Source organism: Nostoc sp. TCL240-02 (assembly GCF_013343235.1).
Classification (GTDB): Bacteria; Cyanobacteriota; Cyanobacteriia; order Cyanobacteriales; family Nostocaceae; genus Nostoc.
The window spans coordinates 7,065,797-7,090,812 of sequence record NZ_CP040094.1 but is presented as its reverse complement, the minus strand read 5'-3'; the positions used below and the strand labels follow the sequence as shown (position 1 = coordinate 7,090,812).

At 41.9% G+C, this 25,016-nt stretch carries 26 protein-coding genes and 1 pseudogene; 16 read left to right on the top strand and 11 right to left on the bottom strand.

The annotated features are described in order from the left end of the window. Positions 1 to 23: 23 nt before the first annotated feature. The 3 genes from FBB35_RS30340 to FBB35_RS30330 all read left to right on the top strand — a co-directional run bounded on the left by FBB35_RS30340 (position 24) and on the right by FBB35_RS30330 (position 1,627). Positions 24 to 596 carry a hypothetical protein gene (locus FBB35_RS30340; protein WP_174712715.1) on the top strand — a complete coding sequence of 191 codons (573 nt, stop codon included), beginning with the start codon at positions 24 to 26 and terminating at the stop codon, positions 594 to 596. A 471-nt stretch (positions 597 to 1,067) separates the two neighbouring features. After that, positions 1,068 to 1,307: a hypothetical protein gene (locus tag FBB35_RS30335; protein ID WP_012410606.1), complete on the top strand. Its 240-nt coding sequence runs from the start codon at positions 1,068 to 1,070 to the stop codon at positions 1,305 to 1,307. 59 nt (positions 1,308 to 1,366) lie between these two features. Further along, positions 1,367 to 1,627 (top strand): hypothetical protein, encoded by a 261-nt coding sequence (locus tag FBB35_RS30330; RefSeq protein ID WP_041566350.1) that lies wholly within the window; start codon positions 1,367 to 1,369, stop codon positions 1,625 to 1,627. Positions 1,628 to 1,680: 53 nt separating this feature from the next. Here FBB35_RS30330 and plsY read toward each other — a convergent pair whose 3' ends face one another. The 4 genes from plsY to FBB35_RS30310 all read right to left on the bottom strand — a co-directional run bounded on the left by plsY (position 1,681) and on the right by FBB35_RS30310 (position 5,191). Beyond that, positions 1,681 to 2,358: a glycerol-3-phosphate 1-O-acyltransferase PlsY gene (gene plsY / locus FBB35_RS30325; RefSeq protein ID WP_174712714.1), complete on the bottom strand. Its 678-nt coding sequence runs from the start codon at positions 2,356 to 2,358 to the stop codon at positions 1,681 to 1,683. A gap of 76 nt (positions 2,359 to 2,434) precedes the next feature. Further along, on the bottom strand, positions 2,435 to 3,709 hold the full coding sequence (locus FBB35_RS30320; RefSeq protein ID WP_174712713.1) for a DUF3086 domain-containing protein: 1,275 nt from the start codon (positions 3,707 to 3,709) through the stop codon (positions 2,435 to 2,437). A gap of 137 nt (positions 3,710 to 3,846) precedes the next feature. Next, positions 3,847 to 4,233, bottom strand: a complete 387-nt coding sequence (locus tag FBB35_RS30315; RefSeq protein WP_174712712.1) for a DUF3119 family protein — start codon at positions 4,231 to 4,233, stop codon at positions 3,847 to 3,849. A 160-nt stretch (positions 4,234 to 4,393) separates the two neighbouring features. Then, complete coding sequence (locus FBB35_RS30310; protein ID WP_174712711.1) at positions 4,394 to 5,191, bottom strand: MlaE family lipid ABC transporter permease subunit; 798 nt, start codon at positions 5,189 to 5,191, stop codon at positions 4,394 to 4,396. A 423-nt stretch (positions 5,192 to 5,614) separates the two neighbouring features. On the opposite strand from FBB35_RS30310, the gene FBB35_RS30305 reads away from it, so the two are divergent. The 6 genes from FBB35_RS30305 to FBB35_RS30280 all read left to right on the top strand — a co-directional run bounded on the left by FBB35_RS30305 (position 5,615) and on the right by FBB35_RS30280 (position 11,584). Further along, the gene (locus FBB35_RS30305; protein WP_174712710.1) at positions 5,615 to 5,911 is read left to right on the top strand and encodes a hypothetical protein; all 297 of its coding nucleotides are present in this window, start codon (positions 5,615 to 5,617) and stop codon (positions 5,909 to 5,911) included. Between the two features lie 544 nt (positions 5,912 to 6,455). Further along, positions 6,456 to 7,277 carry a signal peptide peptidase SppA gene (gene sppA, locus FBB35_RS30300; protein ID WP_174712709.1) on the top strand — a complete coding sequence of 274 codons (822 nt, stop codon included), beginning with the start codon at positions 6,456 to 6,458 and terminating at the stop codon, positions 7,275 to 7,277. Between the two features lie 115 nt (positions 7,278 to 7,392). Further along, on the top strand, positions 7,393 to 7,806 hold the full coding sequence (aroH, locus tag FBB35_RS30295) for a chorismate mutase (RefSeq protein WP_174712708.1): 414 nt from the start codon (positions 7,393 to 7,395) through the stop codon (positions 7,804 to 7,806). A 141-nt stretch (positions 7,807 to 7,947) separates the two neighbouring features. Then, the gene (locus FBB35_RS30290; protein WP_174712707.1) at positions 7,948 to 8,472 is read left to right on the top strand and encodes an opioid growth factor receptor-related protein; all 525 of its coding nucleotides are present in this window, start codon (positions 7,948 to 7,950) and stop codon (positions 8,470 to 8,472) included. A gap of 334 nt (positions 8,473 to 8,806) precedes the next feature. Next, positions 8,807 to 9,553, top strand: a complete 747-nt coding sequence (locus FBB35_RS30285) for an ABC transporter substrate-binding protein (RefSeq protein ID WP_254625733.1) — start codon at positions 8,807 to 8,809, stop codon at positions 9,551 to 9,553. Between the two features lie 243 nt (positions 9,554 to 9,796). Then, on the top strand, positions 9,797 to 11,584 hold the full coding sequence (locus FBB35_RS30280; protein WP_174712706.1) for a diguanylate cyclase: 1,788 nt from the start codon (positions 9,797 to 9,799) through the stop codon (positions 11,582 to 11,584). A 66-nt stretch (positions 11,585 to 11,650) separates the two neighbouring features. Here FBB35_RS30280 and crtR read toward each other — a convergent pair whose 3' ends face one another. Continuing rightward, positions 11,651 to 12,541 (bottom strand): beta-carotene hydroxylase, encoded by an 891-nt coding sequence (gene crtR / locus FBB35_RS30275; protein ID WP_114082996.1) that lies wholly within the window; start codon positions 12,539 to 12,541, stop codon positions 11,651 to 11,653. A gap of 383 nt (positions 12,542 to 12,924) precedes the next feature. Between crtR and pyk the strand changes: the two genes are divergently transcribed. Next, positions 12,925 to 14,694, top strand: coding sequence for a pyruvate kinase (pyk, locus tag FBB35_RS30270; protein ID WP_174712705.1), 1,770 nt, complete (start codon positions 12,925 to 12,927; stop codon positions 14,692 to 14,694). A gap of 154 nt (positions 14,695 to 14,848) precedes the next feature. On the opposite strand, the gene FBB35_RS30265 is transcribed toward pyk, so the two are convergent. Continuing rightward, the gene (locus FBB35_RS30265; protein WP_174712704.1) at positions 14,849 to 16,630 is read right to left on the bottom strand and encodes a M61 family metallopeptidase; all 1,782 of its coding nucleotides are present in this window, start codon (positions 16,628 to 16,630) and stop codon (positions 14,849 to 14,851) included. Between the two features lie 210 nt (positions 16,631 to 16,840). Further along, entirely contained in the window at positions 16,841 to 17,218 is a 378-nt protein-coding gene (locus FBB35_RS30260) for a hypothetical protein (protein ID WP_174712703.1), read from the bottom strand. Positions 17,219 to 17,381: 163 nt separating this feature from the next. Here FBB35_RS30260 and FBB35_RS30255 point away from each other — a divergent pair, with 163 nt between their 5' ends. The 3 genes from FBB35_RS30255 (at position 17,382) to FBB35_RS30245 (ending at position 18,569) form a co-directional block, all read left to right on the top strand. Then, complete coding sequence (locus tag FBB35_RS30255) at positions 17,382 to 17,744, top strand: hypothetical protein (protein WP_174712702.1); 363 nt, start codon at positions 17,382 to 17,384, stop codon at positions 17,742 to 17,744. Positions 17,745 to 18,030: 286 nt separating this feature from the next. Continuing rightward, positions 18,031 to 18,357 (top strand): hypothetical protein, encoded by a 327-nt coding sequence (locus tag FBB35_RS30250; protein WP_174712701.1) that lies wholly within the window; start codon positions 18,031 to 18,033, stop codon positions 18,355 to 18,357. 14 nt (positions 18,358 to 18,371) lie between these two features. Continuing rightward, a complete protein-coding gene (locus tag FBB35_RS30245) occupies positions 18,372 to 18,569 on the top strand; it encodes a hypothetical protein (RefSeq protein WP_174712700.1) in 198 nt (65 codons plus the stop codon). Positions 18,570 to 18,756: 187 nt separating this feature from the next. On the opposite strand, the gene FBB35_RS30240 is transcribed toward FBB35_RS30245, so the two are convergent. Both FBB35_RS30240 and FBB35_RS30235 read right to left on the bottom strand, forming a co-directional pair. Beyond that, positions 18,757 to 20,085 carry a serine/threonine-protein kinase gene (locus FBB35_RS30240; protein ID WP_174712699.1) on the bottom strand — a complete coding sequence of 443 codons (1,329 nt, stop codon included), beginning with the start codon at positions 20,083 to 20,085 and terminating at the stop codon, positions 18,757 to 18,759. A gap of 150 nt (positions 20,086 to 20,235) precedes the next feature. Beyond that, complete coding sequence (locus FBB35_RS30235) at positions 20,236 to 21,261, bottom strand: serine/threonine-protein kinase (RefSeq protein WP_174712698.1); 1,026 nt, start codon at positions 21,259 to 21,261, stop codon at positions 20,236 to 20,238. Between the two features lie 171 nt (positions 21,262 to 21,432). Between FBB35_RS30235 and FBB35_RS30230 the strand changes: the two genes are divergently transcribed. The 3 genes and pseudogenes from FBB35_RS30230 (at position 21,433) to FBB35_RS30220 (ending at position 22,912) form a co-directional block, all read left to right on the top strand. Beyond that, on the top strand, positions 21,433 to 21,687 hold the full coding sequence (locus FBB35_RS30230; RefSeq protein ID WP_174712697.1) for an Arc family DNA-binding protein: 255 nt from the start codon (positions 21,433 to 21,435) through the stop codon (positions 21,685 to 21,687). Beyond that, complete coding sequence (locus tag FBB35_RS30225; RefSeq protein WP_174712696.1) at positions 21,684 to 22,103, top strand: type II toxin-antitoxin system VapC family toxin; 420 nt, start codon at positions 21,684 to 21,686, stop codon at positions 22,101 to 22,103. The genes FBB35_RS30230 and FBB35_RS30225 overlap by 4 nt, the downstream gene beginning before the upstream one ends. An 87-nt stretch (positions 22,104 to 22,190) precedes the next feature. Beyond that, positions 22,191 to 22,912, top strand: a pseudogene (locus FBB35_RS30220) (Uma2 family endonuclease). Positions 22,913 to 22,947: 35 nt separating this feature from the next. On the opposite strand, the gene FBB35_RS30215 reads toward FBB35_RS30220, so the two are convergent. Further along, entirely contained in the window at positions 22,948 to 23,805 is an 858-nt protein-coding gene (locus FBB35_RS30215) for an oxygenase MpaB family protein (RefSeq protein WP_174712695.1), read from the bottom strand. Positions 23,806 to 23,831: 26 nt separating this feature from the next. Next, a complete protein-coding gene (locus tag FBB35_RS30210) occupies positions 23,832 to 24,962 on the bottom strand; it encodes a CO2 hydration protein (protein ID WP_174712694.1) in 1,131 nt (376 codons plus the stop codon). Positions 24,963 to 25,016: the final 54 nt, after the last annotated feature.

Genomic DNA, 25,016 nt, shown 5'->3' with positions numbered 1-25,016 from the left:
TATCAATCTCCTAATTTGCAACCATGATAAAGAATACTAACTTGTCAGGAAATAGCTCACACAATTCTTATTTCCTACCTCTAGCTTCCTTAATTTTCTCGGTTGCTATGTTATTGTTGGTAGGACGTGCTGGTGCTAATAATGCTGTTCTGCGTTCCATCTTTTCTTGTCAAGCGCAGGGTTTAGGTGGACTAATACCTACAATCAAGATTTGGTATCAACAGGGAACAAACTTAAGTTTTCTTCCATCTGGAGAAGTAATTAAAAAAGTTTGGTTAAACGATCCATCACAGGTAACTCTAGATTTTGATGGCCCTGTTTGTATGCAGTTTGGTCAAGCAGCTAATACTAATACAGGAGATTGTAAAAACTCCGCAGCAAATGTAATTCAACTCAGACGAATTAAAAAGCTGAACATTCCTGGACTTCCTCTTACTAAGAATACACTTTTAACAGTTGTTACCGAAGCGCAAGGTAGAAATAAGTTATATACTTTTCGAGTGATATATGGAACAGATAATCCTGAATATCACACTTTAGCAATTTTTTCCGATCCTTCTGGTCAAGAAGGAGCTTGTGCGAAAGTTCCACGATAAACTTCAAAAGTAGCACTCAACAACGACTGAAGTTTAGTTTTGACAAAAAGTGCTGATGCTTACGGATATCTGCATTGTGGCTTTCTTTCTAAAATCATTGCTTTAATGGGCAACTATAAAAGAAGAGAGGCTACAAGGGTTCCATACGATTGAGAACCGCTATACACCGCCATTAGGGTAAAGAATCATGAATGAGAAGGGTTGTATTTCAATCAATCGAAAAACGCTATAACTTAACCATATTGGCTTAAGTTAAATTGGCACAATAAAATCAAACTATGTAAATAAAAATTAACTAGGCTAAAACCCTTATACCTATTGCCTTTTGCCTAATCCAAACGACAATTATTTACGCCCAACTTACTTAATCAGGCATTTTAAGCCGACATCTTTATAATTCTTCAGATAAAAATCAAGCACAAATTCAAAGTCTGTGTAAATATAAAGAAAAGCTTAAGAGGTTACAGACTCATGGTGACTGCGAAAATGATGCAACAGCTTTGGGCTGTAATTGAGTCCACCCAGGTCAACACCCTGCTCCATTTTGACGATGCTGCTTTAGTACAATTACTCCTCCAGCAGTTAAAAGCGAAGCAGGTTATTGATGCCCAGGCAGATAGCAGCCTCAATACTTATATAAAATCAAAACTGCCTCTCATTCGTGATACGGCTGAAGGCCGATTATCCTTCGGGCAAGGCGGCAATCATTAGCGCGAGAAATCAATTGCTCACTGCCAAGCATACGCTCAGAGTTGAAACAGTTGAATATTATGAATCACTGGCTAGTAATCGCCCTAGTAGCTTATCTAATTGGAGCCGCAATTGAAGGGGTGAGTACAGCCAGCCAGCTATCTCGTTCAGTGCCAGAACTAGCTAAAAGTACACAACAAGCTCACCCTTCAGAGTCTGCCACCGGAACCAATTCGACTTGGCGAGTTGTGGCCGCGATCGCTTCAGTAAGTATCTGTGGAGCTTTTTTCTGGCCTTGCCGCCTCATCCACCGTTTGATGAAAGGGAACGTTAATTCATAAACTTAAGCCTGGCTGAAGCTGGGGACAAAATATATCTATTTGCGGTTGGTAAATTATGTAGTTTGTTCTGGTGTCGCTACCTTTTGCCCAATTTTTGGCTCAGTACCAGCAAACAGTCGTTCAATATTAGTGCGATGGCGCAAAATTACATATAATCCACCGGCAATCCCAAACAGAATATAGGGTAACGGTTGATGCAAAATTACCATGAGAATGGAAACAGCGATCGCACCTACAATTGAACTCAAAGAAACAATCCGCGATATTGCCACAACGATGGCAAACACACCGGCTGTTGCTAAACCTACCTGCCAACTCATGGCCAATAAAATCCCTAAGCTGATAGCAACAGATTTACCACCAGTAAAGCCTAAAAAAATCGATTTACTATGTCCCAGAATTGCAGCTAACCCAGCTAAGATTACTATCCACGGTTGCCATACTTGTGCATCTATCGTTGGGGGAATAAAATTTTGACTAGAGGCAAACTTGAACAACCAGTAGACTAAAGCGATCGCTAATGCTCCCTTTAAGGAATCAAGTACTAAAACGAATGCTCCTGGCCCTTTCCCTAAAGTTCTTAGTACATTAGTTGCGCCAGTGGAACCTGAACCAACTTCCCGAATATCAATACCCTTTAACTGCTTCACAGCAATGTACCCAGTGGGAAAGGAACCCAGCAGGTAAGCTATCAGCACAATTACGCCGCACAGAGTTAACCAGATAGCCATAATAAAATTCAAAATTCAAAATTTAAAAAAGTCAAGAAGTATTACTCTTGACCAATTCCCAATTCTCAATTACCAATTAAAAGTCATCATCATAGTTTCTCACGGTTTTGGGGTCAGGAGCAAAGGCTAACCACAGAGGAAATTGCAGCAGTGATAAACTGATTTGCTCTTCTGAATCGTCAATGATAATTAAGGGCAATTGATTGGCTTTCGTTAATCGGTCTGCTTTTTGAGCGAGAGCATCAGATGCCTCAAATAATACCACACCCCGATCTGGGCCAAAATCTGGGCGACCGATGCCCAGACAGTCTTGTAAGCCGCGCCGCCATTCACCTAATCGCTCTGGTGTATTAGCTAAGACTAAAGTACGAATGCGATCGCCATACAGCTTGTGTAATATCGAAATTGCAGCTGAGGCAATCAGAATATTCTGTAAGCGGCTACCCATTGTCCGCAAACCACCCCGTCCCCCTTGGGTAAAAAACCAATTCGAGACTCGCTCTGCATGGATTGGTTCAAAGGTACGGCGTAGTTGCCACGCTGGGCCGTAATAATCTGGTTTATTGCGGTATTGGTCAATTAGGCGGCGAATTTGCTTTGTAGTATCTTGAAACTGCTGTTGGGCAAATTGCGGTATTCCAGGTTGGGATTCAACAGGTTTAGCCTCTTTTACAGCTGGCTTTTCTCGTTCCACCACACTTGGTGTTAGTTGCAACTGTTCAGCCGCAACGGCTAAATCCTGTAAGCTACCCGTGAGATAGTCTTTAAAACCCTGCACCCGAATTGCCAAATCTTGGGATGTACCAGCAAAAGTGGTTCGCATCTCGTTGCGGATACGTTCTTGACGGCGTTCTAGTTGTTCTACAGAAATTTGCAGGGTTTGTTTGCGTTGTTCTAACTGTACCAACGACTCTTGCACAAGTCGTCCCAGTGAGGTTTGAGTTTCACTGACTTGTGCCTGAAGGTTTTTATAAGAAGCTTGCAGCTTAACTATTTCTGACTTGAGGGCTGCTTCAGCCTTTTGCAACTCTGCTACTCGCTGCTCTGCTTCTGCATATAATGAATGATTTTCTGATTCTATTTCTGACCCCAGTGCGGTATTTTCCGGTTCCGACTGCGCTACAAACTCGCCATTTGAATTTTCTGTTAGCTCTACTGTAGTATCTACCACTTCTGCATTGGAGATGAGTGGCTCAAAAGTTGCGTAGTTTTCTGATGAGCTAACGCCTCCTGTTTCTCCCACTGACTCAACAGATGGATTGACTGGATGTTCAACTGCATTGTTTTGCTCTTCTTTTTCTGCCAACCGCTCATCAATTGGTTCTGGGGTTTGAGATGCCTCTGGGTTCATAAACAATAGTGTAATTCCTATGATGCGAATAAATAGCTTTCAGAAATATTACAATTAACCTGCCATAAAAGTCCTGAGTCACAAGGGCTGAGTTATTAGTTGAGAGCAAAACGACTCAGCACTTGTGACACTCAGCACTAAATACGCGGACAACGTTGTTCTAAGCAAGTTTTCAAGGTGTTGGGGTCAAATAAAATCGGCAAAAAGTGGATACTTTTAATTTCTTTAAAGTAAAACAAAATGGGGACTGCATTCCAGAAGATCCGCCAGTTTTGCCATTCCTGGTAGGGAAAGCGTCGAATCAATTTTTCACTTCTGTAAATATCTAAGTCGGTGACGGTAAATTGCAAACGCAGCGTTAACGCCTGAAACATTAGAAATAAGCCAAACAGTGTGAAAACAGAGCTTATCCAGGGTTGTACCAATAGTAGTGGAATAGCGGTAATCACCAACACTATAGGTATATTGTAACTAGGCTTGAGTTCCACGGTTGATGTGGAGTTAGGAGCAAATGAACTGGTCACAGTTTTAAATCCTGCTTTATTTAGTAGGCATATCTTTTATTTTAGGAGTCAGAAGTAGAGACGCGATAATCGTACAAGAGAGAGGCGATTGATTGCATCTCTACAGGAGGGAGGAGTTTTAACTTATAACTCTTAACTCCTAAATACTCACTTCTCACTTTTATAAGCCTTTCAAAAATGCACTGCCAAGTCCTTGAAACATTAACCAAGAAAGAAAGAAGTTGCTAACAAATATAATTAGCAAGGCAGTCACAACAGCAGTTGTGGTTGACTGTCCTACTCCTTTAGCTCCTCCTGTTGTCGTCAATCCCCAACTGCAACCAATTACGGCGATTAAAATCCCAAAGCAACACGCCTTAAGCATGGCGCTAATAATATCCCAGACCCCAAGAAAGTTACGGGCTGAGTCTAGAAATACAGTATCAGACAGGTTGTAGACATTTGTCGCAATTATGAATCCTCCGAACATCCCTGTTATCAAAGATAGAAGGGTTAAAATTGGTAGCATTAAACAGCAAGCAATAACGCGGGGAATAACCAGATAATCGATTGGATCTGTTTTTAACATCAACATGGCATCGATTTGTTCTGTGACTCGCATGGTACCAATTTCGGCTGCAAAGGCAGAACCGACTCGCCCTGCCAAAACCACTGCCGTCAATACGGGAGAAAGTTCTCGTGTCAACGCTATAGAAAGCACTCCGCCGATAATGTTTCCTGCACCAAAGTTGATAAATTCCCGCGCCACTTGAATGGTAAACACCGCGCCGACGAAAATAGCCGTCAGTAAGGCAATAAATAGAGAATCAGGCCCAACTGCTGCCATTTGTTCTAAGGTGTTGCGCCGATGGATTTTGCCCCTCAATAGGTGAACTAGTACTTGCCCACCCAGAAAAATCGCTGCCAGCAATCGCTGGCTCCATTCTCCTAAACTGGATTTGGATGTAGTCTGGTTCAATGTTCTGTAGCTAACTCGGTAACTGCCTTAAGAATAGCGGAAGTCGTTGGGATAGGGAATGGGGAATGGGGAATGGGGAATAGTTCTTTTTCCCCTGCTCCCTCATCCCTCTAACTCCCCGCTCCCAACGGGGCTAAATATTAACTTAGATTAAAGATGCTCTCAGAAAATAAAGCTGTTATTAAACGTGCTACAAACCAATAGATAGATGTTAATCTTAGTTTTAAGCTTTATTTTGCAAGGGTTTTGTGGATTGGAGTCATTTTGTAGATACCCAGCACAGGCTGTAACTGGTAGCCGCTTCTTTTAATGAAAACTTAAGATTTTTGACAGATTGTCTGCTTAGGAGCGATCGCACGTATTGTAGAAAATGACAAACCGCTATCTAGCTATTGTTATCTCTACTCACGGAGTTTGTCCTAAATGGCTATTTTCATTAACTTTCTCCGCTCCCTACTACTTACGATCGTTTTTAGTTTTGTTGCTCCCATCTTCCTGGTTGGCGGTGGATTACTATTTTTATTCCTTATCGGTTCCTTTCCGGGTTTACAAGAGTTAACTGAGGCGATCGCCACTGAGATTATACGTTTTCTCGCCACCTTTGGCAGTGGGACTCCCCTGCGTGGATTATTTGTAATTAGCTTGACCTGTAGTTTCGTCGGATCACTGTTTGATACTTATGTTTACTATAGGTATCAAATTTTACGAATAGACTCCTGAATGATGTGAATAGTCTTCGTCAGATGTTCATGGGCTGTACAAGAGAGGAAAAATTGAGATTTCCCAAAATGAAAATATTACTGATCTAAACCTAAACAGGGATTAGTGTTGCTGAATGAAATTTTATTAATTAAATTGAGTACAAAAATTATTAATTAAATACTTATTGTTAATTAGTTATTAGTTATTAATTACTGATAAATGTTCTGTATGCCCGACTATAGTAAATCAATTCGAAAACAGTCAAAAAGCTAGTAAAATAAGGGCTTTGAAACTTTGAATTATGCAAAATAGCTAAAATAGTCTGTGCTAAACCACCACATTGGACGCTAAACTAGAGTTTGGCATATTGTGTTGGCTACAATTTTTAAGGAATTTATTAGCATTCATCGAAAATATCAAATAAAACTGACTGCGAAATATAAAAACTTCCTTAAAATACTGATAAACACAATGTCTGCTCATGTTTCTTAACAGAGCAAAGAAGGTCGTCTGACCTCTGGGGATCTTATATTGAGTTTATTACGAGGAATGTTTATAGCTCATGGTTTGGCCGTTTAAGCCCAGGTTTAGAAAACAAATTGCGCGGATTGAAATTACTGGTGCGATCGCCGGTGCGACTCGCAAACGCGTCCTAGAAGCACTGAAAACTGTAGAAGAAAAAAAGTTTCCGGCATTATTGCTGCGTATCGATAGTCCTGGCGGTACAGTCGGAGATTCTCAAGAAATCTACAGCGCCCTGAAGCGTTTGCGCGAAAAAATTAAAATCGTTGCTAGCTTTGGCAATATTTCGGCTTCTGGAGGTGTCTACATCGGCATGGGAGCGGAACACATCGTATCCAACCCAGGTACAATTACGGGTAGTATTGGTGTGATTTTGCGTGGAAATAACTTGGAACGCTTGCTAGAAAAAATTGGTGTTTCCTTCCAGGTAATTAAGTCTGGCCCTTATAAAGACATTTTGGCTTTTGATCGGCAGCTGACTCAACCAGAAGAAAGCATCCTGCAAGAGTTGATTGACACAAGTTATCAGCAATTTGTTCAAACGGTAGCTGATGGCCGTTCTCTGACAGTAGAAGCTGTAAAAAGTTTCGCCGATGGTCGGATTTTTACTGGACAGCAAGCCCTAGAGTTAGGTGTTGTAGACCGCCTTGGTACAGAAGAAGATGCTCGTCGCTGGACAGCAGAATTGGTAGGACTCGATCCGGAAAAAACTCTCTGCTATACCCTAGAAGAACGTAAACCATTATTGAGCCGCCTTCTACCAGGGAGTCGTCAAGTTTCATCAGGAATTCGATCTGGAATTGATTGGCTCGAATTTGAAGTGTCTACTAGTGGTTTACCTTTGTGGTTATATCGACCATAAATGTTTGTTTGTTATTGGTCATTTGTCCTTTGTCCTTTGTTCGGAGTCAAGTCAAATGACCAATGACCAATGACCAATGACCAATGACTAATGACTAATTTAGGAGGATTTTGGCGTGGAGTGGCAAATGCGGGCTATTCGTGGAGCAACAACTGCTTCAGAAAATACTGTTGAGGCAATCCGAGAAGTAGTGACAGAACTACTAGATGAACTAGAAGACCGAAATCAATTTCAGCCGACAGACATGATTAGTGTGACTTTCTCCGTGACACGCGATTTGGATGTGATTTTTCCAGCTGCGATCGCTAGAGCGCGTCCCGGTTGGGATAATGTGGCTATGTTGGATGTGCAGCAAATGCACGTTGAAGGCAGTTTACAGCGCTGCATTCGGTTCTTAATCCACGCTTATCTCCCAACCTCCGCCTCAATTCATCATATCTATTTACGCAACGCCGCCAGCTTGCGTCCCGACTGGAGTTTGCCTCAGCCTTTACAGGCATCACAGCCAGCAGTTAAGTCAAAAGTATAATTTTTATTTTTAAATAAAATAGAATAGCTACTACGTGCTAACGCGGCTACTCAACCTACTTTGATTGTTGGGAAAATATTACCAGCTTGGTAAGGCGATCGCACTCAAAATTAAAATGCTGAGTTGTGAGGATAGTTGGTAATGATTGTCCCATTCTACTTAGGGGAGCAACGAGACTCAGAAGGTCGGATGATTGCAGAAATATGGACTTGGAATTTTGAAGAATTGGAGTGCGTCCATAATTATATTCAGTGGTTGTTTCCTTTGCATGAGCGAAGTGCATTTAATCCTGATGCTCCCATTCTTGACCAAGAAATAATTGAAGTATTTCGAAGCAACCCATATCTACGTCAAAATTTGCTGCGTTCCTTCACAGTTATGCTTCAGTTTTATGGGTTGCAACGCCACGAGAGTAATGACGGAAAAGTAATTATCAACCAGTCAGAAGAGTATCAGAACCGTAAAAGCGAATGGGTCTGTATATTTAACCATAATTATCTTCGGATTACTCGGATTTTAAAGTGCTTGATGACCCTGGGATTAGAGAGTGAAGCTCAAGCATTTTATAAATGCTTGCAGCAAATCTACCATGAGGATAGTAATCAGATTGGATCTGAAACATTTCAGTATTGGACAATGGCAGTGAAACTGAATACGACAGTGTAATAATTACTCTAGATACTAGGGGATTGAGATGGTTGAGACGAGAGTCTAATGTAGTTTGAGCCTATTTATTTGTAGATGATCGGGTCTACTATGAAGTATTCTCAACATATTTTGAATCGTCCTGCTGTTAATCAATTTCCAAAACCAAAGTAAAGATTGAAACCTGTTTGATTTTAAATAATTTTTAATCTGGTAGTTCGCCAATTTATGTTCTAATCTTGCAGCAGGAATTGAACTTAGATGCTGAATTTTAGCATCCTATTTGAATTTTAATAAATGGGTATTTATTTTAAAAAGTATTTAAAAAATAATAAAAATTATTAAATGTTTTATTATGTGTAAATTACTTAGATACATTAGTCTTTTTCTCATTACCACCTGTTTGCTATTTGCTTGTCATGCTTCATCACCGACTGAATTCAAACGCCCTCCCTTGAAAGTGATATTTGCATCTTTTATTGGAGAGTATCCAGGCATCATTGCTCAAGAAAAAGGATTCTTCAAAGCCCAAGGTGTAGATGTTGAACTAATGTCTAAACGATATACCCAATTGGAAAGAGCAAATTTCAGTGCGGGTAAGTATGATGGTATTACAGCGTCCTTGGGAAGTTTTATCATCTTGAGTGCCACAAATCCTGATATACAAGGCGTGCTGGTTATAGATGAATCAACAGGAGCAGATGTAGTAGTCGCCCAACCACAAATAAAAACTGTCGCTGACTTGCAAGGGAAAAAGCTAGGTGCAAATTTAGGCGGTTTTAGCGAACTTTTCGTGACTGAGATGTTGAAAAGTTCTAAGTTGACCAGCGATGATGTGAAATTGGTTAAATTAGAGGCTTTAGAAATTCCTCAAGGCCTGAAAAATAATGTTATTCAAGCCGGACACGCTTGGCAACCCCATCTTTCTGAAGCTATTAAATTAGGGGGACATATCCTATTTACCAGTAAACAAACCCCTGGCTTGATTTTAGATATGATTATCTTTCGCAATGATACAATCCGCGATCGCCCCGAAGACGTTCGTGCATTTGTGCGAGGATGGCTGCAAGCTGAGACTTACTGGAAGGCAAATGTTCAGTAAGGAAACGCCATCGTCAGCAAAGCCTTAAAAATTCCTAGCAATACACTCTCTTTAGAGGGAGTAAACCTAACTGATTTAGCTGAAAATCAAAAATTGTTTCAATCTAGCAACCCTAACTCTATCTACAAAACCGCCAAGATATATGCAGACTTTTTTATTCGCTCTGGAAACGTGACGCGCATTCCTGAGCTAGAAAGTTTGTTCAATTCTTCCTTCTTGAACCCTCCCTTCTAGTTTAAAGCCATGCAGCAGCCTTTTTTGGGCGGCATCCGTACAAAGTTGATCACCTCGTTTCTGATTGTTGCTTTGATTCCTTTGCTGTTATTGGCATTTATCAACAAACAGACAACTGAAAAAGCACTAACTGAAAATGCCCGACAAGCTCTATCTGCGGCGGCTAAGGAAACCGCTAACAGAATAGATGCCTTTATTGATGGAAATCTCAATGCCGTGCGCGTAGAGGCGATTTTACCAGGTTTGGCACGCTACCTCAGCCTAAATCCAAAACAGCGAGATGACAGCCCCGAAATGCAATTGGCAATAGAAACATTAATCCGTCTCAGTCGCAAAGATATGCTCAATATTCTCTCATACTCTTTGCTCGACTCAAACGGGAAAAATGTATTGGATACACAGACATCGAACATTGGTAAAGATGAATCAGTTGAAAATTATTTTCAAAAACCACTGCAAACAGGGTTATCCTTTGTTTCTAGCATGAAGCGATCGCTAAAAATTCCTGACCTTGTTACCCTGTTTTTTAGCAGTCCGGTTCGCAATGCCAAGGGAGATATATTGGGTGTATTGCGTGTTTCATACAATGCTACTGTTGTCCAGCAGTTAGTAACTCGAGAAACTGAACAGGCTGGGGCAAAATCGTTTGCTATTCTTTTAGATGAAAATAATATTTATCTGGCACATAGCACTGCACCAAAACTACTTTTTAAATCAATTGTGCCTCTGCCTTTGGATGTTGTAACTAAACTACAACAGAAAGGGCATTTGCCTAATTCTCCTGTCAAAGAATTGGCAACTAATGAGTTAAAACTTAAGCAAGCATTAGATAATAAACAGTCGGATTTAATTGCATCATTGTCAGCAACAGGTAATCAGGTTAATCTGATTGCGATCGCTCATTTAAAATATAAACCTTGGTCTGTGTTATTTGCACAACCCCTTGCTATTGCCCTAGCACCTGTAGAAAAGCAAATTCGTGATGCAATGTTGCTATTTGCAATTATCGCTTCAGTAGTGGCAATTATTGCTTTTGCCATTGGGCAACTGCTAACAAAACCAATAATTTATCTTACCAATATAGTTTTCCAATTTACCGCAGGTAACTTAGATATCCGCGCCAAAATTAGCTCAAAAGACGAAATAGGTCAACTGGCGAAATCGTTTAACAACATGGCACTTCAGTTACAAACATCTTTGGAAACTTTGGAACAACGGGTACAGGAGAGAACAGCAGAGTTAGTAATTGCTAAAGAAACAGCAGAAGATGCAAATTTTAAACTAGAACAACTGGTAAATCTAGATGGTTTGACTCAGGTAGCTAACCGTCGCTGCTTCAATGCACGACTGCAAGCAGAATGGGAACGCCTTGCAAGAGAACAACAACCCCTGTCACTGATTTTATTCGATGTTGATAAATTCAAATCTTACAACGACTGCTATGGTCATCTTGAAGGCGATTATTGTTTAATCAAAATAGCGCAAACAGTGCAACAAATAGTTAATCGTCCTGGTGATCTAGTAGCACGTTATGGAGGAGAAGAATTTTTGGTACTCCTTCCCAATACTGACTTAGCAGGAGCAATCAAAGTAACACAAAATATTCAGCAAGCAATTCACGCTCAGTCCATTCCCCATGCACAGTCTGATGTCAAGGATATCGTCACAGTTAGTTTGGGTATTACTTGTGTCATACCCATTTGCGACATTAAGCCAGATACACTTATCGCTTCAGCCGATCAAGCAATGTACAATGCCAAACAAAAGGGGCGCGATCGCTATTGTACGTTTGGCTGATTTACTTCTAATTTGTGGTTGTTGAAATCGGAGGTTTTTGACGCGATTGCGCTGTATGCAACAACTCTATTCTTTTTGGTGATGAAACCGAATTCCTAAAAAAATGTCATAAACAAACTCAAAAAAGTCCTTTTTCTGCAACAATCCTGAAGTTTGATAACAGCCTTTTTCATCTAAGAGTGGCTTCATGACATAGTATGCAGGTTGATAATTATACCAAGGAATAGAAGGCCACAAATGATGAATTAAGTGGTAATTCTGTCCCATAATTAGGATATTGAGAACTTGGTTCGGGTAGACGCGAGCATTTTTCCAGCGATCGCGCTCCGCAAAAGGACGATGCGGTAAATAGTCGAAAAATAATCCCAGTGCTATCCCCACTACAAAAGCCGGTATAAACCAAAAATTGAGAATGTAACCCAAAAAGTGGTATTGCACTGATATATAAACAATTACACCGACAATTAAACGGCTGATGAACCATTCTAATAGCTCATATTTCCGCCACAGTCGTCGTTGAAAGAAAAACACCTCGTGGTACAAAAACCGCACTGCAATCAGCCATAACGGGCCACCCGTAGAGACATAATGATCTGGGTCGTCTTTAGGATGGTTGACATGGCCATGATGTTGTAAATGCACCCGCGTAAATACTGGAAAAGCAAAAGCTAGCATCAACGCACTGCCATGTCCTAACATCGCATTCATCACCCGGTTGCGATGGGCTGATTGGTGACAAGCGTCGTGAATCACCGTCCCAGCACAATGCAACGCAATAGTATTAACGCTAAAGCAGAGCCAGTGGGGCCATTCCCAAAGCCAGTAACCAAAGTTAGATAACACCAGCATTGCTACAGCTACCAAAAACAGCAATAGCGTGGGATTAAAATCACCAGGAGGCGCTAAAAATTCCTTTGGCGGGATTGTCAGTGGCTTTCGTGCCTCCGATGCGATCATCTCTAACATTGACTCCTTCTTAATCAAACATTACGAATATACGATAAATATTAGGAAAAAATAAAGTTTTGTAACCTTTTGTATAGCAATATTTATCCACAGCTTTGCATATCAGTAGATGAATAACGCTATGATTCCAGACAAGAACTAATCTTTACTGATTGATAAGTGGGGTATGGCAATTGGCAAAAAGTTGATGGGATAAACTCTTTCGTTGGGAGGATGGATACAAGATTGATGTACTATATCTAGTCTATCCCACAGCCCTCACTCTCCCATAAAACCTCTCTAACTGCTTATATCTATTGGTATAGCAGTGACTGAAAAGGAGATGCAACTTAAGTTACGATGACTTCCCAGATAGCTCCCTCACTTCAGCCCCTATGCAATTAAGAGATTCTCTGCGCCGGACAAAAATTGTCGCTACTATTGGCCCCGCCACTAGCAGTCCTGAAATGCTCAAGGCGATTATTGAAGCGGGAGCCACGACGCTACGGCTAAACTTCTCCCACGGAACTCATGCCGACCATCAACGTAGTATTCGCTTAATTCGGCAAACCGCTTTTGAATTAAATCAGCCAGTGGCTATTCTCCAAGACTTGCAGGGCCCAAAAATTCGCTTGGGAAAGTTTGACAATGGGTCTATAGTTTTGGCAAAAGGCGATCGCTTTACCTTGACAAATCGTCCGGTGATCGGTACTCAGGAAATTAGCTGCGTTACCTACGATTATTTAGCCGAAGAAGTCCCAGTTGGTGCAAAAATCCTCCTCGATGATGGACGAGTTGAAATGGTTGTAGAGGAGATTAACCGCGACAAAGGTGATTTGCATTGTCGCATTACCGTGCCTGGTAAACTTTCTAACAACAAAGGCGTAAACTTTCCCGGCGTTTACCTATCAATTAAGGCAATGACCGACAAAGACCGCGAGGATCTGATGTTTGGTCTAGATCAAGGTGTCGATTGGGTGGCACTTTCCTTTGTCCGCAATCCGCAGGACATGATCGAAATTAAAGAACTAATTTCCAGTACAGGCAAGCAAGTGCCGGTGGTTGCCAAAATTGAAAAACATGAAGCCATTGAGCAAATGGAGGCAGTTCTGGCTTTGTGTGATGGCGTGATGGTTGCCAGAGGCGACTTAGGCGTGGAACTTCCAGCCGAAGATGTTCCCGTACTCCAAAAGCGGTTAATTGCGACAGCCAATCGCTTGGGGATTCCGATCATCACCGCCACCCAGATGTTAGACAGCATGGTGAGCAATCCTCGCCCCACCCGCGCGGAAGTGTCGGATGTGGCAAACGCGATTTTGGATGGCACAGACGCGGTGATGCTCTCTAATGAGACTGCTGTGGGTAGCTTCCCTGTAGAAGCAGTAGCGACGATGGCGCGGATTGCCGAGCGAATGGAGCAGGAAGAAGCTCAACACTTAAATTTGCGTTCTGTAAAAGATGCCCGGCGCTCCATTCCCAATGCGATTAGCCAAGCGGTAGGTCAAATTGCCGAACAACTAGGCGCAGCTGCAATCATGACCCTAACGCAAACTGGGGCAACTGCTCGCAATGTCTCTAAGTTCCGTCCCAATACACCGATTTTGGCTGTTACCCCCCATGTGAATGTAGCGCGGCAGCTACAAATGGTGTGGGGAGTAAAACCGCTATTGGTACTAGGATTACCTTCCACTGGTCAGACATTCCAAGCTGCGATTAATGTGGCCCAGGAGTTGAAGTTACTGTCTGAGGGAGATTTAGTAGTGATGACTGCTGGCACACTCCAAGGAATTTCTGGCTCCACAGATTTGATTAAGGTTGAGGTGGTGACGGCGGTACTAGGTCAAGGAATTGGATTAGGACAAGGTTTAGTGAGTGGTCGCGCACGGGTGGCTAATACTGGCATGGATGCTAGTAACTTTAATCCGGGAGACATATTAGTTGCACCGCGCACTAGTGCTGATTTTGTTGAGGCTATTCGTAAATCTGCCGGGATTATTACGGAAGAGGAAAGTCTTACAAGTCACGCGGCCGTGATTGGCTTACGTCTCGGTGTGCCAGTGATTGTTGGTGTGAAGCAGGCAACGCAGGCGATTCGAGATGGAGCGATTATAACCCTGGATCTGCAACGGGGTTTAATTTATTCTGGGGCAGTGAGAACGCCTTAAGGCAGGGACTGGGGACTGGGGAATGGGGACTGGGGAGCAGGGGGACAAGGGGACAAGGGGGAATTATTGAATAAGTCTCTCCCTTGTCTCCCCCCTCTTCCTTGTCTACCTTGTCTCTTCTTCATGCCCAATGCCCAATTCCCAATTCCCCAAATTAAACAGTTGCGATCGCTACTCCAAGCCATCCAGCAAAGTTTTGTTGCTGTGTAGAGTTGGGATGATCGACAGGTTTTACCTGATATCGAGTGGGATGTGGTGACGCGAGGGTAATGGAATAAGTACGCAGTTCGTCTTGGTGGAAAACTGTAACTTGGATGGTATCGTTTGGTTGGTAATCTTTCAGGCGATCGCTTAAACTACTTGCCGTTACCTTAATCCCGTCAATTGCTAACAACTCATCACCTGCATCAATTCCCCCTAATTGTGCAGGTGAATCAGTTTCTACAAACTTAATCATCTCCCGCCCATTCTCTGTATTTATTCTCACACCCAGGTAAGGTTCTTCCTGCTGTTCAGCTACCAACTGTAAGCCAAAGGGTTCTAGATACTGATTGAAAGGTAAATCATCAGTACTATCAATGTAGCGTTTAAAGAAATCAGTCAAATCGATTCCGGCGACAGATTCTATAACTTCCTGCAACTGTTCTGGAGTATAGCCAATTTCATCTTTCCCGAATTGCTGCCACATTTTCAGCATCACATCATCAAGGGAACGCTGATTATCGTGAGTCGAGCGAATCAGTAAATCAAGCAACAACGAAACCATTTCTCCTTTTAAATAGTAGGAAATTTGGGAATTACCGCTATTGGCATCGGGGCGATAGAGTTTAATCCAGGCATCAAAACTCGACTCAGAAATGGGTTGTACCTTGCGCCCCGGTGTCATTTCATATCTGGTAATTTCTTTACTCAAGTTATTTAAATACGACTTAACATCATAAATTTCTGCCCGCAAAGGAATTAACAAGTCATAGTAACTAGTAGTGCCCTCACAAAACCATAATGATGGTGTGTAGTTTTCCTGGTCGTAATCAAAAACCTCTAATGCTTTTGGGCGAATTCGTTTGACATTCCACAAGTGAAAGAATTCGTGTGCAACTAATTGGATAAAGCGATCGTACTTTTCCTGAGCGCGAAATCCAAAACGTTGGTAAATTAACGAGCAAGAGTCCTTATGCTCCAAACCGCCAAAAGCTTGGCTAAATAAATGTACCAGAAACACATATCGTTCATAAGGCAAACCGCCGAACATCTGCGCTTCTACTTCAATAATTTTTTGGATATCAGCAATCAACTGCTGAACTTGGTAATTACCTTTCCCCCAAATTGCCAGTTCATGGGGTTTTCCCAAAACCTCAAATTTATACAATTGATGACTACCAATCTCAAAGGGAGTATCCACCAAAGTATCAAAATCGCCAGCTAAGAAAGTATTTGTTTCTTCAGCAATGGGAGGTAGAGCAGTAGTTATCTGCCATTCCGGGTGTGGTGGTTCGATGGTGACGCGAATGGGTTGCTTATCCCAGCCCGGTATTCTAAAAAATAGTGCTGCACCATTGAAATAACCGTGGGTAGCATCCAAGTGATTTGTTCGTACCGATAACTCATTAGCAAAAATGCGGTAACGTACAGTTAATTCTGCAACACCTGTTTTGTTTACCTGCCAGTGATTTTTACTGATTTTCCGCCAAGATAAAGGTTTATCTTCTGCAAAAACCACAAAATCCTGTAGATTCTTGGCATATTCCCGAACTAAATAGGAACCAGGTGTCCACACCGGCAATTTTAAATCGAGAATCGGCGAGGGGTAATCGACAATGCGTAAAGTCACCTCAAACAGATGGGTTTCTGGTTGAGACATTGCTACTAAATAATGAATCGTCGGGCCAGTTTCCTGGATATATGCGTTGGGACGAGTTGCTGTTGCTTCAGTCATCTTGGTGCTGAGTTAATAATCGATAAGTAATTTCTCTCATGATGACAAATTTACCTTTTAAGTTTCGCTTTTTATTGGCTGCGGTAGTCAGAACCAAGTTATTTGCCACCTTGCACCCGATCGCCTGCTGCCAAAGCGATCTTTGCAACTTCCAAAATATTTGTATTAATTTTCACACACTTCAGGTAAGGCTAAAACTCTTTATCAAAGTCAAATTTTTAACGTAGACGCAAAGCGGTGAGCCAGTCCGGTGGACGGGTTCCCCGGCATAAAGGAACTGGCGAACCCGTAGGGCTTGCCGCAGGCTACCGCAGAGGCGCAGAGGAAGCAGAGAGAAGAGAAAAAATGCTTAACCCAAGCGTATTGGGCAGTTGTTTCTTGAATTTGGGCGGTTGTTTCTTGAATTCGGGCAGTCGTTTCTTGAATTCGGGCAGTCGTTTCTTGAATTCGGGCGGTTGTTTCTTGAATTCGGGCGGTTGTTTCTTGAATTTGGGCGGTTGTTTCTTGAATTCGGGCGATCGTTTCTTGAATTCGGGCAATCGTTTCTTGAATTCGGGCAGCCGTTTCTTGAATTTGGATAAGCCTCAATAAATTCACGCAATAAATAAAATGCTTTTTGTGCTAAATACTTTTAACAATACTGAATATTGCGGGTGTTAATCACCTTGGTTTTGTTTATCCTAATGGTGTAAAGACAAGGATATAAGCCAGTTTTTATCCTAGTGCATGATTAACAAAAGGAAAGTTATTTATGTCACGTCCAAAACGTGGGTCTAAAGTACTTGATAGGGCACAGCGTCGGATTGCCGCTTTGAAATCGATTAGTTCCACCTTAGATTTAGGTAATGGAGTCACTATTGACACCTTTGCCGCCGCCATCAAAAAAACACAGGACAAGTTGGAAGCTTATAACTCCAGCCTCTCCACCGTGGATCTAACTCAGGGAGCCTTAGAATTTGCCGAAAAGTCGCTGATGGAACTAACAGAACATGCCTTAGTCAGCGTAGCTGCAAGGTATGGCAAGAATAGCGATGAGTACAAAATGGCAGGGGGCGTTCGTCGCAGCGAACGCAAACGTCCAGTGCGGAAGCTTAAGCAAGAGGTTGTTATTTGATAAAGACAATACATTTGGGGTTTTTTGACACTCTCCCGAATTCAAATCGGGAGATTCTTGGTTAGGTGGTGAACTAATCGATAAATATTATATTGGGTATGTTTTGGGCGATCGCTTAACTCACGCTGAATATGATAAGGATAAATAGAAAAATGACCTGTACTTTTAGGCTACGCAAATAATCTTCTGTGGGTGGAGAATATTTAGAGAGCGATCACTTGAGTTTTAAAGAAATATGGCGATCGCTCGGCGTTGAACCAGAAGCATAAGTCTTTGGCTGATTGGTATGAGAAAAACCCCCATTGATTTGTACCGTATGGGAAATGCGACTTCTTCGAGAATAGATAACATTCGTTCAAAAGACATTGAAACTTACGAAGAAGATGGTGATATTTTGGTTGTTGCAGGCTCAGGCGGAATTTCAACGTTTGCAGTTCAAGGGGCTGGAAAAAATTGGTGGAAGCTGGATAGAGGAACTGATATTCCCAATGAACTCCGCTTGGTGAATGATTACGGCAATCACTGGTTATGGGAACCAAGCTACACTATGAGAATAGAAGATTATAAAAGTGCATTGCGGTTAGTTGGTGAGGCATTTTACAAAGTGAATTAAGGGAGTTGTTAAACGTGAATTTTTCTCCTAAAGCAATTCGATTTATTGTTGAGGCGCTAGAATATCGAATTGAAGCTTATCAAAGGCAATTAGAGACAGAAAATTTGAATGATGATGAGGCTTCAGATATGACCAATGACATGATGTTTTTAGAATCTTTGTCGCAAGAATTAAAGAAGGAACTCTCAACAATTGCGCCATCGGTTTTTTAATGGGTTTAATGGGAAAGAGCGTAGCACAGAGATTTGTCGTCATAAATCGCTCTATGTTGAATTAGAAGAATAAGTTTTTGCGTGAAAGGTACTGAGATGCAGAGCGGCTTGTCCTTTAGACATCGCTTCTCTACTCATACAACAGCTACAAAATCTTTTGCCAGTTAGCTTCTAGAGCTTGAGTAAGCTATGTACCTGTATTAAAAATCCTATGTCCTAACCATCCCAAACCCAAGCCTAGACTAGAAGTGCTAGCTAAAATTAGAAAAGTATGAAATTTGCTAAAAGAATCTAGTAATTTATCTCCAGCCCCAGCGACAGCCCAAGCCCCAACCGCAGCCCCAATCGCAGCCACAATCCAAGCCCCAGTCCAAGCCCCAGTCCAAGCCCCAGTCCAAGCCCCAATCCAAGCCCAAACCACAGCCCAAAACCAAGCCACAGCCTCATCCAAAAACCAAGCCCAAGCCACAGCCCAAAACCAAGCCCAAGCCCAAACTGTGTACGGAGCATTATACGCTGCTAACAAGTAGCCTATCAATAGGTAGCTTAATAATACACCAATCAACCAGCCCCAGGGAATAATTCTAGGTGGTTTAGTAGCTAGTTTACTTGGAATCGGCTCTAAGTTTAACTTGGCTTTGAGACGAACAGGTTCTTGTCTATGAACTGGATCAACAGGTAGTAGAGGCGTTGCTTTTGGTGCTTCTAACATTGTCAACCATGCCTGCATTGATTGAGGGCGGTCTTTTGCCTCCAGCGCCATACCCTTGAGAATTGCTTGATTTAATTGATCGCTGATGTTTGGATTAATTTGTTTAGGTGGAATCAGGAAAGTATTGTCTAGCTTGCGAGCCAGAGAAGTTGTAGGGCGTTGACCTGTCACCCCATAATAGAGTGTGGCAACCAGACAGTAAACATCGACCGTTGGTTCCCGGCTACCTCTGGTTATCTGCTCATAGGGTGCAAACCCTTCATTACCTGCAATATCCTTTGAACTCAAAGTTTTAGGCACGAGTTCTTTAGCAATGCCAAAGTCAATCAGAACTGCTTTGCCATTACTCCGCAGCATGATATTTCCGGGATGGGCATCTCTGTGTACTAAACCTGCCTGATGCACCACCACTAAAGCTTCCCCAATCTGGCGGATACAGGGTACAATCTCTGCTTCTGGTAACGCCCCTTTACGTTTTACTGCCTCAAATAAATTTTCTCCCAGTACAAAATCCATCACCAAGCAGTGGATAATACCTTCCTTAAACAAGTCAATCACTCCCACAATGTGAGGATGAGGTTCTTGAGACAAGCGTGCTAGTGTTCGCCCTTCTTGGATAAATCGGTCTATATACTTGTCATATTCTGGATCATGGCTGAGATATTCATTGGGTGTCTTGATGACAACTGTCCGGTTTAGCTCAACATGCAATGCCTTATAAGTAATCCCGAATCCCCCCTGTCCAAGGACTTTATCAATTACATATTTGCCACCTTGTAATCGTTGTCCAGTTGTCCAAGGCATGAAAACCCCTAAATAATTCGTAATCCGTAATTCGTAATTAAAACAGTTTAAAAAAGCTGGATATGGGTGTTTTCTATGACTTAAGTGTGTTTCATAAATAATACAGTTTTGCAGAATTTTGCACAACACACAATGAAAGTTGAGCTAAATCTACGGTGTTTTTGTAGATGATGGAGTGGGAGATGACAGTTGATTAGATGGATTGAAAATAGGAATCCAAGAAGGTATGGCTGCAAGTAAGCTTACAAAAGCAGCAATCGCAGCTATCACCACTCCCCAAACCTGAATTTTTCGCTCCCAATTTGAGTTAGTGTTAGAGGATACAGTTGAGACAGGCTGGGGAGTTTCCCCTCTTAACCCCAAAGAGTCGAGCCATTCTCGCATTGATTGAGGGCGCTGCTTAAAATCTAGCTTCATCCCTGTTAAAATTGCGCGGTTGGTGCGATCGCTAATTTGAGGATTATGTTTTTTCGGTTCCACTAAAGGAGCATTATCTACCTTCCGTTTGAACGCATCCACTGGTGTTTTTCCAGTCAAAAGCACATAAAGAGTTGCCGCCAGAGAATAAATATCGCTATATGCCCCTGTTGGTTTTGTATGTTGAGCATAAAGCTCAGGGGGTGTAAATCCCTCAGAAGTTTCCTTGGTTCGATTTGTGGTTAAGATGTGGTCAAAATCCAGAGCTAAACCAAAATCGATTAGCACCGCTTCAGGTTGTCCATCTCGCACCCGCAAAAAGATGTTTCCTGGATGTACATCTCGATGAATCAATCGATTTTCATGCACAACTATTAAAGCTTCACCAATTTGCTGAATGTAGCGTAAAGCCTCTTGTTCAGAAAGAATTTGTTGGCGACGGTCAGCTAAACTTACACCATCTACATACTCCATTACCAAACACAAACGGTCTGCTTCCTCAAAGGAGTCTACGACCTCCACAATATACTTATGCTTACACCTCTGAAGCTTTAAGGCTTCTCGCAAAAACATTGTCTTTAGTCGTCCGCGCTCCGACTGGTTAAGGGAATTTAGTAAATCATCATTTAAAGTTTTAATGACTTGGCGATCGCTATTCCTATTTTTTACTAAATAAGTAATACCAAATCGTCCCCTTCCCAATTCCTTTTCAATAGTATATTTGCCACCTTGCAATTGATCACCTGCGACCCAAGCCATCTTTGCAACTCCCACAATATTTGTATTAATTTTCACATAAGAAAGCCTGAAGAACCGGAGCCTAGCTTTACAGAAATATTGTGATGTCTCAGGACAAGCTGCTTTGCGTCTACACTTGCTAAACTAATTTCAAATCTCGAATAAAAGCAGCGAAAAAACAACCATAAAATTATGGCTGAAATCTTAGTTGAAAATTTAGATCCTATTATTTTAGAAAAGCTAGAAACTCTTGCCAAACAACACGGTAGGTCTTTGCAAGAAGAACTAAAGCAGATCCTACAACAAGCGACTGAAAAAGCGACACATTATCACACTGGTGGCGACCTAGAAAAAGTCAGAGAAGCTGTAGCACGCGCTCAAGTTAGATATACAGGAAAGATTTTCAGTGATAGTACTGAACTCATCCGCGAGGACAGAGAACGGTGACTCAGTATGTTTTAGATGCTAGCATTGCTATAAAGTGGTTTATCCCTGAAGTCTACTCTGATGTAGCTAGGCGCTTATTAGCAAGTAACCATACTTTCTTAGTTCCAGATTTTTTCTTCCCAGAAGTGGGAAACGTCTTGTGGAAACGAGTCCGTCGCGGTGAAGATACTGCTGAAAATGCAAGACAAACATTAGCAGATTTAAATGCAGTTCCTGTAGAGGTGTACTTATCTCAATCTTTAATGCCACTTGCTTTAGATATTGCCCTTCAAACAGAGCGTGCAGTATATGACAGTTTATACTTAGCACTGGCTATTACACAACAATGCCAAATGGTGACAGCAGACGAAAAATTTTACAACGCACTAATAACTAGTGCTTACATCAGTAATATTTTATGGGTGGAGAATATTTAGAGAGCCTTGATGTAGCTTACCGCAGGTATCTCCCTCCTTCCACTGCTAAACTAAAAAACAACCCTTAACTCCTGCAAAGGTAGTCTTATGACCTCTGCAACCGATCCATCCACCGCCCTCACACCGTTCCCAGACCATACGCAGCTACCAGAGTCTGATGGTACTTCGTGTTCGCGGAGCGTGCCGAAGGCAAAAACTTTCAGGAACATCCCCAAAGCATTCTCCTAACGGACTCGATTAAACCGATATTGCAAAAACGTCATCCTGATGGACAATACTGCATTGGTCAAGATAGCGGTATATACTGGCGCATCACTGATCCTCCAGAAAAAGGCGCAGAAGCACCAGACTGGTTTTATGTAGGAAATGTACCACCAAATTTAAATGGACAAACGCGGAGGTCTTATGTATTATGGCAAGAGTTTATTGCGCCATTGATTGCATTAGAATTTGTCTCTGGCGATGGTAGTGAGGAGCGAGATAAAACTCCTTGGAAGGGGAAATTTTGGATTTATGAGCAGGTGATTCGTCCTCCCTTCTACGGCATTTATGAAGTGAATAAAGCCAGCGTAGAAGTTTATGAATTAATTGGGGGACAATATCAGTTATTAACAGCAAATGAACGCGGACATTATCCCATACATCCTTTAGGAGTTGAGTTAGGAATTTGGCAGGGACAATATTACAATATGGAATTACCTTGGCTACGCTGGTGGGATTTGCAAGGTAATTTGTTGTTGACTGGTGAGGAAAGAACCGATCGCTTAACTGCCCAATTGCGATTGCTAGGTATCGAACCAGAAGCATAAGTCTTTGGCTATCGCTTAAACAAGTTAATAAAGCTTTACTGCTTAACGTTTTCCGGTGGCCCCACATTTGCAATTTCATAGCCAGTGGGATAGCTGGGGATAGGAGAGTCAATATAAAAATTAGGCTGATTCCGAGGTGGGAATAACCGGATTAATTTGGCTCGGATTTTTAGTAGACTTACCATAACCGATCGCAGCAATGGTGAAGGATAGGGAAAACCAAAGGCATCGAGCATGGTGTCATCCAGTAAAGCATAGATACCTGGTTTGATGGCAGAACGCATCCACGAAGGAAACCAACTCAAAAATAAATCGCGTGTAGCTTCCCCAACTCGACGATTTGTATCTGAATAGCGAAAGTTTTGGCGTTCGTAGTCAAGGTTATAGCGCTCCAATTCTTCGTAGGTTTCAGGGATATTCTGAATCTGCATTTGCTTACCTACTTCTCGCCAAAAGTAAAAGGACGCTAATTTTTCTTGTTCGCACATCAACCGCCAACCAAACTGCACATTCCAACGGATAGGCTCGAAAATGAAGGTTGAAAGTACATACAGGAAATCACCGTTGTCAATCTTGAAGCGTCCGTGGAGTGCATTCATGCGTTGCAAGGCTTCTTTGCCGCGATCGCTATTATAGCCCCACTTAATCATCTCTCCAACAATTATTGACGTATCATCGTAGCGTTTTTGTGGACAATGGGTAAATTCTTCTGTCCGATTCAGCAATTTAGAAATACTAGGAACGCAATAAGTTCGCATCAAAGCAACTTCGAGCGATCGCGTCATATCCCAAGGAAACTCATAGCCATTCATCAAGTGATAAATCCGGCAATGATCTCGCACTGGATCGAGTTGCTGAATCAAATGAAGATTTTTATAACGATTGAGAAGCATCTGAAATTTCTCTGTATTCAATTCAGTTATTTATTCACATCCAACAACCGCGAAGTTTCTAACCGACTCATCCACTTTTCTAAATAAATTCGATTACCTTTCACCTCATTTGGATCTTTAGTATCCAAAGGATAAGGCATTAGTCCCAAAATTGTTGCTGTTGTCACACAAAACATCGATTTTTGGAAACTCATGCAAATTTGTACCCGCAAATCATCTTCACCCCGGAGGCTGCGACGATAAATTTCGTGCAAATACTCTGGAAGATAATGACGCATATCTTGCATCAACAAGGTGGGAGGAATACCCGCGCCGCCGATGGGTAAAGGATCTGCATACAATGCGCCATATTGAAATCGCGTTTGATCTGGAGGAATTTGATAACCTTGGGCATTGTATGAAACTGTACCGTGGAAAGGAGTTCCCCGAAAGAATACTGCTTCTACATAAGGTATCGCTGTATCTGCTAAGAAGGTTAAACCAACACTTTTGGGAATGATTTCATAGACTTCACCCCGAATTTTGACGGCGTAGGTAATTGGGTTTGAGGCATTTGCCACCAACCCTGCTTTGATATGTTCTACAACTTCGGAAATCGATTTTATTTTGCCTTTATCGTAGAGGTCTGATAAGCTGAGGAAGATATCAGCCATGACTCGCCAGAATTGACCTAAACCCGTGTAGTAAGCAGAGACGCGCAATTGTTCTATTAAGAAATCTGGAAACAGTTGGTTAATACCCAAAATTAAAGGATTATTTTTAAATTTTGCGGCAATAACGGCTTGCGCTCTTTCTTTAAATTCTGTTGTATCTAAATAGGTATCTAGTCCGCCGCCACCGTGCCACATCATGCCTTTCATACAATATTCGGCATATTCAAAATTAATGCGATCGTGCCACCAATGACGGAGTAATTTTTGAAAAGATACCTCTCCATTAAAGTATTTAAAAAATGGGAAAAATATTAAAAACTGATGTTCAGCAATGTAGTTAAGATTTATTGAGTAGGCATCTAAAACTACGCCATAGCTTTTAAGAATACCAACAACTTCCAGCACGTTTTCTGGACTATCAGGGAGTAATGCTTCTCCTTTTTGCAGACGTTCAATATACTCAGCTAAGGGATTGTGAACCGCTTTCTTTTTAATAGTTACCATTACCATCTCTCCAAAAAGTATAGGGATTAGGGCATTGGGAATTGGGCATCCCTT

What these genes read in the sequence shown, in the direction of transcription:
- FBB35_RS30340 (WP_174712715.1), top strand. Translation starts at nt 24, where the DNA reads ATGATAAAGAATACTAACTTGTCAGGAAATAGCTCACACAATTCTTAT.
- FBB35_RS30335 (WP_012410606.1), top strand. Translation starts at nt 1,068, where the DNA reads ATGGTGACTGCGAAAATGATGCAACAGCTTTGGGCTGTAATTGAGTCC.
- FBB35_RS30330 (WP_041566350.1), top strand. Translation starts at nt 1,367, where the DNA reads ATGAATCACTGGCTAGTAATCGCCCTAGTAGCTTATCTAATTGGAGCC.
- plsY (WP_174712714.1), bottom strand. Translation starts at nt 2,358, where the DNA reads ATGGCTATCTGGTTAACTCTGTGCGGCGTAATTGTGCTGATAGCTTAC.
- FBB35_RS30320 (WP_174712713.1), bottom strand. Translation starts at nt 3,709, where the DNA reads ATGAACCCAGAGGCATCTCAAACCCCAGAACCAATTGATGAGCGGTTG.
- FBB35_RS30305 (WP_174712710.1), top strand. Translation starts at nt 5,615, where the DNA reads ATGGCTATTTTCATTAACTTTCTCCGCTCCCTACTACTTACGATCGTT.
- sppA (WP_174712709.1), top strand. Translation starts at nt 6,456, where the DNA reads ATGGTTTGGCCGTTTAAGCCCAGGTTTAGAAAACAAATTGCGCGGATT.
- FBB35_RS30290 (WP_174712707.1), top strand. Translation starts at nt 7,948, where the DNA reads ATGATTGTCCCATTCTACTTAGGGGAGCAACGAGACTCAGAAGGTCGG.
- FBB35_RS30285 (WP_254625733.1), top strand. Translation starts at nt 8,807, where the DNA reads ATGTGTAAATTACTTAGATACATTAGTCTTTTTCTCATTACCACCTGT.
- FBB35_RS30280 (WP_174712706.1), top strand. Translation starts at nt 9,797, where the DNA reads ATGCAGCAGCCTTTTTTGGGCGGCATCCGTACAAAGTTGATCACCTCG.
- crtR (WP_114082996.1), bottom strand. Translation starts at nt 12,541, where the DNA reads ATGATCGCATCGGAGGCACGAAAGCCACTGACAATCCCGCCAAAGGAA.
- pyk (WP_174712705.1), top strand. Translation starts at nt 12,925, where the DNA reads ATGCAATTAAGAGATTCTCTGCGCCGGACAAAAATTGTCGCTACTATT.
- FBB35_RS30265 (WP_174712704.1), bottom strand. Translation starts at nt 16,630, where the DNA reads ATGACTGAAGCAACAGCAACTCGTCCCAACGCATATATCCAGGAAACT.
- FBB35_RS30255 (WP_174712702.1), top strand. Translation starts at nt 17,382, where the DNA reads ATGTCACGTCCAAAACGTGGGTCTAAAGTACTTGATAGGGCACAGCGT.
- FBB35_RS30250 (WP_174712701.1), top strand. Translation starts at nt 18,031, where the DNA reads ATGAGAAAAACCCCCATTGATTTGTACCGTATGGGAAATGCGACTTCT.
- FBB35_RS30240 (WP_174712699.1), bottom strand. Translation starts at nt 20,085, where the DNA reads ATGCCTTGGACAACTGGACAACGATTACAAGGTGGCAAATATGTAATT.
- FBB35_RS30235 (WP_174712698.1), bottom strand. Translation starts at nt 21,261, where the DNA reads ATGGCTTGGGTCGCAGGTGATCAATTGCAAGGTGGCAAATATACTATT.
- FBB35_RS30230 (WP_174712697.1), top strand. Translation starts at nt 21,433, where the DNA reads ATGGCTGAAATCTTAGTTGAAAATTTAGATCCTATTATTTTAGAAAAG.
- FBB35_RS30215 (WP_174712695.1), bottom strand. Translation starts at nt 23,805, where the DNA reads ATGCTTCTCAATCGTTATAAAAATCTTCATTTGATTCAGCAACTCGAT.
- FBB35_RS30210 (WP_174712694.1), bottom strand. Translation starts at nt 24,962, where the DNA reads ATGGTAACTATTAAAAAGAAAGCGGTTCACAATCCCTTAGCTGAGTAT.